Origin of the sequence: Cyanobium usitatum str. Tous (genome assembly GCF_963920485.1) — a bacterium.
GTDB classification, from domain to species: Bacteria; Cyanobacteriota; Cyanobacteriia; order PCC-6307; family Cyanobiaceae; genus Cyanobium_A; species Cyanobium_A usitatum_A.
On sequence record NZ_OY986431.1, the window covers coordinates 258,203 to 271,334 of the forward strand.

General features: G+C 69.0%; 10 protein-coding genes. 4 read left to right on the top strand and 6 right to left on the bottom strand.

All coding sequences use genetic code 11. The features are described from left to right. Positions 1-7: 7 nt before the first annotated feature. The 3 genes from U9970_RS01395 to U9970_RS01405 are packed head-to-tail and all read left to right on the top strand — an operon-like array spanning position 8 to position 2,646. Entirely contained in the window at positions 8-883 is an 876-nt protein-coding gene (locus tag U9970_RS01395) for a class I SAM-dependent methyltransferase (RefSeq protein ID WP_322764974.1), read from the top strand. A 10-nt stretch (positions 884-893) separates the two neighbouring features. Then, complete coding sequence (locus U9970_RS01400; RefSeq protein WP_322764975.1) at positions 894-1,088, top strand: Nif11-like leader peptide family natural product precursor; 195 nt, start codon at positions 894-896, stop codon at positions 1,086-1,088. A gap of 31 nt (positions 1,089-1,119) precedes the next feature. Next, a complete protein-coding gene (locus U9970_RS01405) occupies positions 1,120-2,646 on the top strand; it encodes a tetratricopeptide repeat protein (protein WP_322764976.1) in 1,527 nt (508 codons plus the stop codon). Here the strand turns inward: U9970_RS01405 and U9970_RS01410 are convergent. The 6 genes from U9970_RS01410 to U9970_RS01435 are packed head-to-tail and all read right to left on the bottom strand — an operon-like array spanning position 2,643 to position 9,651. Then, positions 2,643-3,470: a PIG-L family deacetylase gene (locus U9970_RS01410; RefSeq protein ID WP_322764977.1), complete on the bottom strand. Its 828-nt coding sequence runs from the start codon at positions 3,468-3,470 to the stop codon at positions 2,643-2,645. The genes U9970_RS01405 and U9970_RS01410 overlap by 4 nt on opposite strands. Continuing rightward, positions 3,467-4,861: a glycosyltransferase gene (locus U9970_RS01415; RefSeq protein ID WP_322764978.1), complete on the bottom strand. Its 1,395-nt coding sequence runs from the start codon at positions 4,859-4,861 to the stop codon at positions 3,467-3,469. Before U9970_RS01415 ends, U9970_RS01410 begins: the two co-directional genes overlap by 4 nt. After that, positions 4,858-5,640 (bottom strand): glycosyltransferase family 2 protein, encoded by a 783-nt coding sequence (locus U9970_RS01420; protein ID WP_322764979.1) that lies wholly within the window; start codon positions 5,638-5,640, stop codon positions 4,858-4,860. The genes U9970_RS01415 and U9970_RS01420 overlap by 4 nt, the downstream gene beginning before the upstream one ends. Next, complete coding sequence (locus U9970_RS01425) at positions 5,637-7,997, bottom strand: glycosyltransferase family protein (protein WP_322764980.1); 2,361 nt, start codon at positions 7,995-7,997, stop codon at positions 5,637-5,639. Before U9970_RS01425 ends, U9970_RS01420 begins: the two co-directional genes overlap by 4 nt. Further along, positions 7,994-8,938, bottom strand: coding sequence for a glycosyltransferase family protein (locus U9970_RS01430; RefSeq protein WP_322764981.1), 945 nt, complete (start codon positions 8,936-8,938; stop codon positions 7,994-7,996). The genes U9970_RS01425 and U9970_RS01430 overlap by 4 nt, the downstream gene beginning before the upstream one ends. Positions 8,939-8,949: 11 nt before the next feature. Further along, complete coding sequence (locus tag U9970_RS01435) at positions 8,950-9,651, bottom strand: hypothetical protein (RefSeq protein ID WP_322764982.1); 702 nt, start codon at positions 9,649-9,651, stop codon at positions 8,950-8,952. 67 nt (positions 9,652-9,718) lie between these two features. On the opposite strand from U9970_RS01435, the gene U9970_RS01440 reads away from it, so the two are divergent. Beyond that, a complete protein-coding gene (locus U9970_RS01440) occupies positions 9,719-13,120 on the top strand; it encodes a rhamnan synthesis F family protein (RefSeq protein WP_322764983.1) in 3,402 nt (1,133 codons plus the stop codon). Positions 13,121-13,132 lie beyond the last annotated feature (12 nt).

Here is a 13,132-nt window from a genome sequence, read left to right on the forward strand (position 1 = left end):
CAGGCAGGTGCTGAGTTTCCCGCCGGAATTCGACGCCGCTGCCTACCGCAGTAGCTACGCCGATCTGGCCGGCCTGCGCCGCTCTGAGCTCAAGCAACACTGGCGCCAGGAGGGGCGGCGCGGCCGCCGCAACGCCACCGCGCTGGAGAGCCGCGACGACCTACTCCGTTACCTCCAGCCGGCCGGGCATCTCCTTGAGATCGGCCCCTTTGATAACCCCTCCCTCGAGCCCCTGCGCGGCCCCGGCCTCCAGATCGATTACGCCGACTACCTCAGCCGCGCCAAGCTGGTTGAGCGCGCCCGGCTACGCCCGGAGCGCAATCCAGAGGCCGTGCCCCCGATCCGCTACGTGCTCTCCGAGGGCGGTTACGACCAGATCCAGCAGCGCTACGACGCGGTGGTGTCGCACCACTGCCTTGAGCACCAGCCCGACCTGATCGGCCACCTGCTGCAGGTGGCTGGGCTGCTCAAACCCGCTGGGGTTTATCTGTTCACCCTGCCCGACCAGCGACGCTGCTTCGATCGCTATCTGCCGCCTAGCGGCTTGATCGATGTGGTCACAGCCCATCTGGAGCGCCGCAGCCGCCCGCCCCTGCAGGCTCTGGTGGAGCACAAGTGCTTCACCGTGACCGACTGGCTCCAGGCGCCTAACCCCCTAGATGGAGTGGGTCTGCCCACCCGGGCCCTGCTGGAGGCCGCCCTGGAGGAATACCAGGCCCATCCCTATGTGGATGTGCACTGCTGGAAGTTCACTAACGAGCGCTTCCGCCGCCTGGTGCGCCAGCTGGTTGCCTTGGCCTACCTGCCGGCAACCACCAGCCTGCGCACCTACAACCTCGGCAACGACTTCGCTGCTGTGCTGGGATTCACTCCTGAGCCCTGATTCCGCCGCCATGGCTTCCTCTTCTGGTTCCGATCGCAGTGAGCTCCAGGCCTTTCGCTTCCGCCTGCGCCACGACCACCTCCTGCGCCAGCGGCTGCGGCACGCCAAGCAGGAGGCCACCTTGGCCCTAGCCTGCGAACTTGGCTTTGAGCTGAGCATCGAAGATCTGCAGGGCCAGCGCCAACGCAGTCGCAAGGAGGTTTAAATCAGCTGTGGATCGACAACATCCGGGCGAGATGCTGAAGGCCAAGGTTCTGCGACGGGGCGTCCAACAGCAGCTCAAGGCCGGTGCTCTGGAAGCGGCAGCTGATGGGCTGACGGCCGCCTTGGGGCTGTATCCAGGCAACGGCCGTCTGCTGCAACTGGCTGGAGATCTGGTGCGCCGTCGCCGCGGCCCGTTGGTTGCCCTTGGTCGCGGCGAGCAGGCCCAGGCTTGGCTTGGGCAAGCCCTGCACCGTCGGCCGGCTGATCCAGTGCTGTTGCGCGCGGCCCGGGACCTTTGGCGGGCGATGGGCGATGGGGAGGCAGCCCTGCGCTTCTGTCAGCGGCTGGCCCGTTGCGGCCCGCTCATGGCCCATGACCGCTGCCAGCAGGTGGAGTTGTGGCTCCTGGCGGGGAAGCCCCGCCGCGCCCAGTGGTGCATGGCCGGCGCCCTGCGGCGCTTCCCCGCTGATAAGGAGGTGTTGACCCTGGCCAGTGATGTCTGCCGACTGCGCGGCCAGCGGCGGCGGTCCCTGGCCTATGCCCGCTTGCTGGTCCAGCGCCAACCCCTCAGCTGGCGTGGCTATGCCCGGGGCGCGGAGGAACTGCTGCTGCTGGAGCGGCCTGCTGAAGCCCGCCAGCTGATCGAGCAGGCTCGCGAACGGATGGCCTTGCCCGAGCTCGCCGTTCGCCGTGCCGCTGGTATGCGGCTGGATGTGTGTGAGCGCTATCTCTCAAACGCGCGAACCACTCGGCTCATTAAGGCTTGGCAGGCCTGCCAGGTGTGGCACGACCCCTTTGGCCGCCGGATGCCTCTGCCGATGCGGGTGCCCGGTGTGCCTGCGATCAGCATGCCTTCGCCAGCTCCGCTGGCGTGTCCCCAGCCGATCCAGTACTGGAGCCAGGGGGAGCCCCCCGCCGATGTGCAGGCGCTCAGCGCGGCCTGGAACATCCTGCTCACTGGCCTGGGCCTGGATCCGATTCAGTGCTTTGACCGCTCTTCGGCACTGGCCTGGATCAGCGAATGGGCGCCGGATTTTCAACTGCCGTTTGAAACCGCGTTTCACGTTGCGGTGGAAGCCGATGTGTTCCGGCTGGCCTATGCCTCGCAGCGTGACTGCCTCTATCTAGATGCCGATCTGGCACCAGGCTTGTCGTCTGCCTCGGCCTTGAAGGTGCTCCTGCACACCGGCCACAGTGCTCTCTTCATCCGGTCGGAACGTCCCACTATCTCGAATTGCTTTTTCCTGGCGCGTCAGGGCTGCCCCTTCTTTGCGCTTGCGGCCCGCAGCGGGGTGAGGCTCGATTTCCGGCGCCTACGCAGGCATGTCAACACGGTGATGAATACCTTTGGCCCGGATAAATACAACTACTGCCTGCGTCATCTTTTCTCCACCAATCCCGATCCGGTTCAGGTGGCTCGCCTGGCTCCCGGCCTGGTGCAACTGCGCACCAACCGGTTCGGCCTTGGCTTGGTGAATGATCAGGTGATCTCCGCTCGCGAGCCAGCAGATCTGGCCTACAAGCAAACTGATCAGCATTGGATCCGGGCGATCGGCTAGGCGGGATCAGGGCGGGGCGGATCGTTGCTCCCGGGCTGTTGGTAGCGCGCATAGCTCTTCAATCCCCACCAGGCCCACTCGTCGGCATTGAGCCCGGCTGCCGCACCCATCAGCCGCCCGAGTTCTTCGCCGTAGTGGCGGAACAGCTGCAGTTTGGCCGCCGCTTCGGCCGGGCTGAGATTGGCGGGCTGATCGCGGCTGCAGTACGTGAGAAACCAGGCTCTGCCGTAGCCCTTAGCCGCTGCAAATTGGCGCACGGCTTCCGCGGTGGCCTGGTGATCGGCATGGTCGCCGGGATTGGTGCTGGCGGCGTAGTCGCCGCAGTGGATCCAGGTGGCGGTTGCCAGCACCCGGGGGTGATGGGCTCGGCGCTCACGCACCACGATGCGCGCCAGGGTGGAGCAGAGGTCATCCCAGCTGCGGTAGCGGCTGGAGCCATCCACCGCCGGCAGCGCTTTGCCCTGATCGCGCAGGCGGCTCAGGGAACGGTGGCGGTGCACGTCAAACCCCCTGCCCTGTTTGCCGCCATCGGCGCAGCGCAGGAAGTAGAGCACCGCGTGGCCGCAGCTGTAGCGCTGCAGGCCGTGGCCTTTCACCTTCGGCCGGCTGATCAGCAGCGGCGGATTGCCCAGCCGCTGCCGCACCGCCATCACCGTGGCCAGTTCCCGCGCCTCCCACCAGCCGTCGCTTTCTCCCGCATCGCCGGCGGTGGTGTGGATGAACACCACGGGCCTGCTCGGATCGGCCAGGTGCCGGGCCGCCTCATCACCGTGGAACAGCATCCAGTCGTCCTGATGTGCCACCACATGCACATGCAGCGTCATGGCCGTACCCCCAGCTTCCAGTCGCGCGGGTCGTTGCAGCTCTGATAGCTGGCGTGGCAGGAAAAGGGCACCCCGAAAAGTTCGCGGTAGGCCCCGGTGTCGAGCAGCAGCAGCTTCCAGCCCGACCACTCCAGCTGGGGCAGGCGCAGGCCCTGCCAGTCGAGCGGCTTCAGCAGGGTTTCTGGGTTGGCCAGCAGTTCATCCACCAACTGGCTCACCAGTTCTGGCCCCAGCCGGTGAATGCCCCCCGGCGTGCCCACCAGCTCGCTGGCCAGGCCGTCGAGGGTCTGGCGGTAGGCCGCCAGCCAGCGCTGCATGAATGGATGGCCCGGTGGTGCCCAAAGGCAGCAATTCACCACGTAGTGGCGGCAGTCGCCCGGCCGGCGCACCGCATTGACGCAGAGGGCCAGGGTGCGGTCGCTCCAGCAGTGCTGGGCCAGCGCCCGCCAGCGCGCCACGGCGTTGTCCTCTGTGGGAGTGGGGGTGTCGCAGTCGAGATAGATGCCCCCCCGGGTGGCCACGCTCAGCACCCGCAGGAAGTCTGATTGCATCGCCGGGTGCCAGCAGCGCTGGAAGCGCTCGGGATCTTTGCTGTCGCCAATCTCGCTGGTCCATTTCAGCCCGCCCTCGGCATCGAGGCGCAGCGGTTGCAGCTCCGGCAGCAGGGCCAGCCATGCTCCGAGCATGGCTTCTATGTCGCCTGGCACCGGCTCTCCCTGCCAATACTGCAGTAGCGGCACCGGTTCGATGCTGCTAGCCGCGGCGAAACCCATGGCTCCTGGGGCGCGGCCCGCCAGCTGGCTCAGAGCCAGCAGCCGCTCCTGCCGGCCCAGCCCATCGAGCTCGGGGAGCCGCAACAGGGCCAGATCGTCGCCGCTGGCATCCCCCAGCAGCTGCAGCCAGCTGTGCAGCCGGCGCCCCTTGCGGCTGAAGGCCATCAGCACCCCCAGGGCCGGGTCCTCCACCGGCTCCAGCAGGGCCAGCCGCAGCAGCAGGGGCAGGAAGCTGTCGTCGTAGGCCGGGGCCACCGTGAAGCTGGGGTCGCCGCAACCCGCCGCCAGCACCAGCCCCCGCCAGCGGCGCGGCCGGCTGCGCAGGCTGGCCAGCCACGCTTTGAGGCCCTCGCCTGAGGGGGCCAGCCGCCGCAGGCCGTCCATCTCCCGGTCCAGATCCAGGCGTGCTTCGATCCGCTCCGGCTGGCCCCGGCTAGCCGCCAGGGGGCCGATCAAGGCGCTGCCCCGCTGGTTGCTGGGCCGCTCGATCCGCTGCTGCTGGCCATCGGCCCAGTGCAGCTCAATCTCAGTGAGCAGTGCCCGCACCGGGCGGGGATGGTGGCATCGCAGCTCCAGGCCAGCGGCGCCCGCTTTGATCGCCCACTCCTCTGCTATCACTGCTTCCCCCCTGCCCGCAGTGGTGCCAGAAAGTCTCGCCGCTGCTCCGCTGTCAGCCAGGGCTTCGGCGCCCGGGGGTAGCCCTGGCGCCGCAGCTCCAGGAACACCTCCCGGTTGCTGGCGATCTGCTGGGGATTGGCATGGGATTCGGCCGGTTGCAGGGTCAACCCGTCCGACAGGGCGAAGTACACCCGGCCCCTGGGTGTGATCGCACCGCCATGGCCGGCGGCGATCCAGCGTTCGCTCCATTCGGCGTGTTCGTAGCCGTAGCCGGCAAAGCGCGGATTGATGTAGCCAACCTGCTTGCGGATCAATTTCGTACTGGCCCCCATGGCGCAGCCGCTGACGCGACGCCAGCGCTCCGGGTCTCGGGCGGTGCCACGGCCGCCGCGAAATTCGCGACTTTGCTTCGACCACTTGGGCAGGGCCAGGTTGATGTGGCCGTGGTGGTCGATGGCCCGTTTCCACAGCTTCAACCAGCCCGGTTGCGTCACCAGCAGGTCGTCTTCCAGCAGCAGCACTCGCTTCACCGGCTGGATGCGGCAGAAATAAAACAGAGCTCGGTTCTTGTTCACCGTGATGCCCCGATTCTCCGCCCGGATGTAGGCGCTCACCAGGGGTGCCACCACCTCGCGGCTGCCGTCGCAGCCGCCGTCGTCAAACACCACCACCGGCACCCGCGGATTGGTGTGCTCCCGCAGGCTGGTCACGAGCTGCAGCAGCTGCTCGCGCCGGTTGTAGGTGGTGATGGCGATGCCGATGCCGGCCTTGCTGCTCATGTCGGTTCGTCCCAGCGCACGCCCGCTTCGATCCAGCGATCCTGGGCCAGCCGCACCCCCAGGGCCGCCAGATCGAGCTGGGGATCGAGCTGCAGTTCGCAGTGGGCGGGGTCTCGGCCGCGCCAGGGGTGCAGGGCGGCGTAGATCTCCTCCAGCCGCTGGCCATGCTCGCGGGGATCCAGCAGCGGCACCGCGGCTGCGCCGGCACTGAGCCGGGCCAGCATGGCCCGGTCGCCCTCAAGCTCCAGCAGGGCGTTCAGTACCGCCAGGGGATCGCCCGGCGCCACCAGCAGCCCGGTGCGGCCAGGCTCCACCCGGTCGTTGTGGGCGCCTACGGCGGTGGCCACCGGCACCACCCCTAGCCGCATCGCTTCCCCCAGGCAGATGTTGTAGGTCTCGGGCCAGGGAGAGAGGAACAGGGTTACGTGTAGCCGCTGCAGCAGCCGCACCAGGCTGGGGCGGTCGTAGGCCCCCTGGTAGCGCACGATCGGGGCGGCATCGGCGCTGAGGCCGGCTTCCTCCAGGGCCTGATCCAGCTCTGGAGTGGCGCCGAGAATGTGCAGCTGGAAGGGTTGGTCGTGGCTGGCAGCGATAAGCCGCACCAGGTTGTCCAGGCCCTTGTGGGGCATGGTGTTGCCGATCACCCCCACCTGCAGCGGCCCCTGGAACGACGCGGCCGTGCGCCGGCGGCGGCCCGCCTCAAGCTGTTGCAGGTTGGGGGTGAGCATCTCCAGCACCTCGATGCGCTCGGCCACCTCCGGATACACCCCCGCCATGATCGCGGCGCTGCTGGGTGTGCTGGCCAGCAGCACATCGGCGGCGGCCACGCTGCGGCGGCTCAGGGCCAGCCTGCGGCTGCGCTCCTCGCCGCCCAGGCCACTGGCCTGCAGGCACAGCCGGCATTGCAACCGGTAATCCTCGCTCTGGTGGATGGCGCAGAACCGCTCCTCTGGGCCGAGCAGGGTGTAGCGGTGGCAGGCCAGGTGGAAGTCGTGCAGGGTCACCACCACCCGGCAGCCCAGGGCCTTGGCAAACAGGGGCAGGCTCAGGGGCAGGCCGATCAGATGGTGCACATGCACCACGCCGATTCCGCAGCTGCTGATCACTTCGCAGAAGGCCCGCTCGTAGGCCGGGTGGCTGGCCGGAAAGCGGCTGATCTTGCCCACCTTGAAGCTGCGCAGCAGCTGGGGGCGTCCCTGGGCGTAATCCAGCAGGGCCAGCCGCATGCGGTCTTTGGGGGCTAGGGCAAACACTGGCCGCCGCTCCTGCTGCAGTTCCGCCAGCTGCTGGATGTAGGCCTCGGTGCCGCCGGCGCGCCGCAGCCCCACCAGGTTGTGGGCCAGATGCAGCACTGCCGGTTGGCGCTGGCTGAGGTGGATCGGCGCCGACTGGCGCTCGCGGCGCAGGGCCGCGAAGCGCTCCAGCACCACCGCCAGCCGCTGGGCGTAGGTGTGGTGGGCCAGGGTGTGGGCCTGGATGGCCCGGGCCCGGGCGATGCGCTGCTCCGGCTCGGCCAGCTGCTGGCGGATCAGGGCGGCGGCCTCCTGTTCATCTGCCGCCAAGGGGATCAGCTCGCCATAGGCCGGGGCCAGGTCCATGCCGGCTCCGGCCAGGGCCACCTGGAAGCCGCCGGCCAGGGCTGTTTCGTACACCCGCGGTGGCGGGGAGCTGCCCCGGGCCTCACTGCTTTGGGCGCCGGCATTAGAAAACTCCCGGCCGATGCTGAGCACCACCCGGGAGCGGTTCCAGATGTCGCAGAGGTCGCCGATGCCCAGCCGCAGCTGGGGCAGGGCGCTGATGCCCGGCAGCTTCGGCTCAGGGATGTGGCGGTTCCAGGGCAGGGCTAGGTGCAGGCGCAGATCGCTGGGCAGCTGGGCCAGTAGTCGTCCCAGGCTTGCCACCCGGTTCGGCCAGGCCGTGCCGACGAAGGTGAGGTCGTAGCTGTAGTCGGCGTCCTGCTCCCGCAGGGGCCGCAGCTGCAGCGAGGGTTCGGCGGCCAGGGGCAGGTAGGTGGTGCGGGGGCTGGCCCCCTCGCAGTGGCGCTCATTGCTGAACACGTGATCAAAGGCCGGCTCGGCCCGCGCCACCAGCCGTCGCTCGTAGGGGTCCTCCGTGCTCCAGAGGATCCGGGGGATGGGGGTGTCCATCAGGGCGCTCAGCAGGTGCCGATCGGCACCGGCGCCGCCGATGGCCAGCAGCCCGTCCCAGGCACCGGACGCGGCTGCAGCCACCACCGAGGCGTGATCGCAGAGCTGCACGTTGCTGGTCCCCAGTAGGCCCTCCGCTGCGCTGGCAATGGCCCGCGGCAGGTAGCCGTTGGCCGTGCGCATTTCCGTGTCGTAGAGGAGCAGCCTCATGGCCAGACCCCCGGTGCGGCCACTGCGGCGAGTAGGTCGTGGCAGCGGTGCCGGTAGAGGTGGTGGCGGCGGGTGTGCCGGGCCGCGGCTGCACCCAGTTGCCGCCGCCAGCTGGGATTGGCCCGGGCCCGCTCCAGCAGGGCGCCGATCTCCTCGATGCAGCTGGCAGGAATCACCCCCTGCTCCGCTGAGTAATAGCTGGCGATGCGCGGGCTCTGCCCCAGGTGGAGCTGCACGGCCCCCAGCAGCGCCGCCTCGAAGGTGCGGGGCCCGGGCATGGAGGCGGCGATCTGGTCGCGCCGGTTGGCGATCGCCACCTCCCGGCCCAGGTTGAGCACGAAGCGGCAGCGCCGGTAGAGCTGGCGCAGGCCCGCCGGACCCAGTCGCAGGTTCACCGCGCCGCTGAGATCATCCGGCCAGCCATCACCCCAGCAGGCCAGGCTGAAGCCCGCAGCCAGCAACTGGCGCAGCAGTGCCACCCGTTGCGGAAAGGCCACCCCGCAGAAGCCCAGGTCCACCTCCGGCTGCCCGTACTCTGAGGCGCCAGGTAGGTCGTCGAGGGGGGAGGCGGCCAGGGCCAGGGCCCGGGGCTGGCAGCTGGCCGGGTAGTAGGGCAGGCAGTTGGGTTCGTTGCTGAACACCGGGCAGTTGAGCCCGTCGAGGCGCCAGTGCAGGTCGAATTCGTAGGGGTCGTCGTGCAGCCAGAAGGCCACCCGGCTCTGTTGCCGCCGGGCCCGCCCCACCAGCCAGCTGAGGTCCACGTTTGGATCGGCGATCGAACCGGTGATCAGCAGCAGATCCACCCGCTCCTGCTGCAGCAGGGCGGGCACCCGCTCCACCGCACAGGCCTCGCTGGCCAGCCCCAGCTCCCGGAAGCCATGGGCGATCCGCTGCCGCAGCCGCTGGTTGGTGTTGATGGCATCGGCGGTGCCGCTGCTCACCAAAACCCTTCTCACAGCAGCCGGCCCTGCAGGCTGAGCAGCTGCTGCACCAGTGCGCCGTAGCTCCCCAGCTGTTTAGCGGCCTGCTCGTTGAGTCGCCGCTGCCAGGAGAGCTTGCCGGCCGTTTCCCGGCCGCTCAGAAACTGGCGTTCGCACTCCTGCTCCACCTCCAGCAGCTGCAGGCGCAGCAGCTCCAGATCCTGCTCCGCCTGGCTCCGCTCCAGCTGCTGGTTCCAGTGGGCCACCAGCCCTGGGGCGTCGCTGCAGCGCAGGCGGGCCCGGTAGTCGAGCTCCGCCGGCGCCCCACCCCGTTCCGAGCGGGCGTCGAGATCCAGGTAGGCCGCCTCCAGTGGCGGCTCGGCCTCCAGCAGGGCGGCGGTGAGGGCCGCCTCCAGGGGGGCAGGCTCACCCGGGCTGCAGGCCTTTGGCAGGGGCTCCCCGGGCTTCCAGCTGGCCAGTTCGGCGGCGTCCAGGTTCAGCAGGCGCTCGCCATTGAGCAGCACGGCCGTGCCGGCCGCCTCCAGCAGCAGGCGGTAGCTGGCCTCAATGCCGGCAAGGGGGAGCCTGCCGCAGCTCAGCAGCAGGTGCGGTGGCAGGAACACCAGCACCTCGTCGCTGCTTTTTTCAGCCCAATCGCAGCGCAGCGCCCCGGCCCTTTCCAGCAGCTGCTCCAGGCGCTGGGGCAGGGGCTGCGCGGAAGCCCAGCGAAACATGGCAAATCTCAAGCAGGCTCAGCTTAAGCGTGTGGATTAAATAGGCTTGCTATAGCGCGGCTCCAGGATGCAATCCCCAGCCCAGCTCGGGCGCCTACGCCAGGCTCTGGCTGCAGACGATCTGCCTGGATCCCTCGCCGTGCTCAGCCTGTTGCACCAGCAGGCCTATCCGGCGGCGCTGTTGCGTCCCGTGCTGGCGAGCTGCCATCCCGGCTTGGATGGGGCCTACCTGAATCTTGATCTGCTGCCGGCAGCTTTGCTACTGGCACCCCGTTTTCCAGCCGCCCTCGTCCACAGCAACCTCGATCCCCTGCTGCTGGAGCTGGCCCACGGCTGCGATCTCCAGACGTTTGTCAGCGAGCACCTCAACGGCGTGCTGCGTGGGGAGATGCCGCTTTATCCGGGCCTGCCCGCCCTCGACATTCGCTACTACCACCAGTTGCTGCAGCTCACCCCCGGCCGTCGCGGCTGGCTGCGGGCCCGCACCGCCCTCGACTGCTTAGCAATGGAGAGCCCTGGGGCAGATCTGTCGGCCCTGGGCCGCTGGGCTCCCAGCCGCCATGACGCCTTGCTGGAGAAGCCCTGGATCTGGATTCAGGGGCCCGGCCAGCCCTGTGGCCACCTGCTGGGCCAGGCCCTGGCGCTGGATGGGGTGCGGTTGGTGCCCGACCGCGCTGGGGCCGAAGCCCTGGCGATCGATACCGCCCAGCGGATGTTGCAGGGGGGCGGGCACTACTTGCTCTGGAACGGCAGCGCACCGCCACCGGCATCCTGGGGTCCCCTGATCCGGGGCTTGGCGGCTCGCCGTCCGCACCGCCCCTTCTGCCAGCTGGGGGAGACCCGGGAAGGGCTACGCGAGATCCTGCCGGCCCGCCCCAGCGCCGAGCCCGCCTTGCTCGCGATTTCGGCCCATTGGCTGGCCCGCCGCCAGCCTGAGCAGATCCTGGCCTTTCTGCACCACTGGCTGGCGGGTCCACCGCTGCTGGAGAAGCCCCGCCTGGAGCCCGAGCTGCTGCGCCGGCTTGAGCAGCCGCTCACCCCAACCCCCTGCGCCGGCGTGCTCGTGCTGGCGGCCAGCGAGGCCCAGGTGGCCGGCCTCGGCCTCGCGTGGCTGCAGCGGCGGGTGCGTCAGCAGGCCGCCGCGGCCGGTTTTGTCCGGGCTGGCGTGTTGCAGCTGGCCGATCACCCCGTAGACCAGCTGCGGCAGCTGGGGGCTGCGGCTGGGGATGGTTTGTTGCCGGTGCTTGCCTTCATTGGTCCCCATGATCAGCTCCCCCCCCGCGCCTGGCAGCACCTGGCTGCCGGGTTGGCCTGGCAGCCAGAGCAGCTCCTCTGCAGCGACGAAGAGCTGCTCTGGTGTGAGCAGCCCGAGCGCACCGGCCAGCGCCAGTTCGCCGGCCCCGCCACCCCCTTTCGCCTGCTCAGTCGCGGCCAGCTGCCGGGCCTGGTGGCGCTCCCGGCCCCGGGCCTAGCCGGGCTCGAACTCCAGCCCAGCTATGGCTCTCTCCATGCCCTGCTCAAGGATCTCGGCCTGCTGTGGCTGGAGCGGGGCGGCACCATCGCGGCCCTGCCCCAGGCCCTGCTGCGCCGCGAGCCCAGCACCAATCCCGCCCTGCTGGCGATCAGCACCCCTAACCAGCGTCAGCTGTTCAGCGGCGACCAGCTGCTGGAGCTGGCGGCGATCACCCAGCGGCGTGCGTCGGCCTGGCTGGCCCCGGGGGGGCGGCTGCAGCCAGGCCCCCGCCAGGCCAGCTTCCAGCTGCGCTACACGCCAGCCGCCGAGGCGCGCGTCTCGGTGATCATTCCCTTCCGCGACCAGGCCGACCTCACCCGCACCTGCGTGCACAGCCTGCTGGAGCAGGCCGGCCCCATGCCCCTGGAGTTGGTGCTGGTCGACAACGGCAGCACCGAGGCGGAGGCGATTGCCCTGGCCGCCGAGCTAGCTCCCCTGGCGGCGGCGCGCGGCATTGCCCTGCTGGGGCTGCGCGACGACAGCCCCTTTAACTTCGCCGACCTCAACAACCGGGCTCGCCAGCACTGCAGCGGCAACTTCCTGCTGTTTCTCAACAACGACATCCGCTTTGAGTCGCCGGCGCCGATTGAGGCCCTGCTCGATCCCTTCGCTCTGGCCCTCACCGGAGCCGTCAGCGCCCGGCTCCTGTTTGAAGACGGCACGATCCAGCACCACGGCCTGGCCGCGGCGCCCCGCCAGCCCCACGACATCCTCTCGCCCGGCAAGGGGTTGCGGCCCGGGGTCGAGACCGAGCCCTTCGCGGCCCTTGAGCTCCAGGAGCAGTGGTCGGCGGCCACGGCCGCCTGCCTGCTGATGCGCACGGCCGACTTCGACCGGCTGGGCGGCTTCGATGAATCCTTCGTGGTGGCCTACAACGACGTGGATCTCTGCTGGCGCCTCAGCGCTGAGGGACGCGCGGTGATCGTCACCCCGGAGCCGCGCATCATTCACGCCGAGTCGAAGAGCCGCGGCGACGACATTGCCGGCGAGAAACGCAACCGCCTGGCCCGGGAATCGGGCGCCCTGCGCCAGCGCTATCCGCAGCGCTTCCAGCAGGGGGATCCCCTCTACCAACGCTTTCTCGGCCCCGCCTCCCATCGCTTCGAGCCGATGGCCCTGCCTGCCAAACCTCTGGCGCCCTCCCGGGAGCGGCTTCTCTACAGCTGGGTGCGGCCGCAATGGCCCCAGCCTGGTACGCGGCCACTGCTGATCTACGTGCACTGGGATGGCCAGGGCCTAGTGCGGCCGGATGTGCTGGAGCAGCTGCGGGCTTACCGGTCCCATGCCGATCTGGTGTTCGTTTCGGCGGCGCCGGCCCTGCTGGAGCAGGGTGCCGCCATGGCCCAGCTGCGCGAGCTCTGTGAGGTGGTGCTAGTGCGTGAGAACGAGGGCTACGACTTCGATAGCTGGGCCGCCGGGCTGTCCTTCTGCCGCCGCTGGCTGGATCGTGTGCCCCTGCTGATCCTTACCAACGACAGCTGCTATGGGCCCCTCCACAGCGTTGACGGGATATTTGAACGGCTAGCAGCTAGCCGGGCTGATGTGGTGGGCCTCACCGAGAGCACCGCGATTCGCTCCCATCTGCAGAGCTACTTCGTGGCCTACCGGCCCCGGGTGTTGCGCAGCCCAGTGTTTTGGGCGTTCTGGGAGCAGATCGGCATCTGGGACACCAAGATCGATTTGGTGCGCTCCTGCGAGGTGGGCTGGAGCGGGGTGCTGGCTGATGCCGGTTTCCAGCTGGAGGCCCTCTACCTGGCCGGTCTGCATGGCAACGTCACCCACACGCGTTGGCGTCAGCTGCTTGAGGAGCTGCAATTCCCCTTTCTTAAAACTGAGCTGTTGCGGCTCAATCCCATCCGCCAAGACATTGACGATTGGCAGAGCGTGGCTGCGGCTTGTGATTCCCGTGTCACCGCATTAATCCGAGAGCACCTGCTCCTAAGCGACTTGGGCTAACTCTGCTACTTT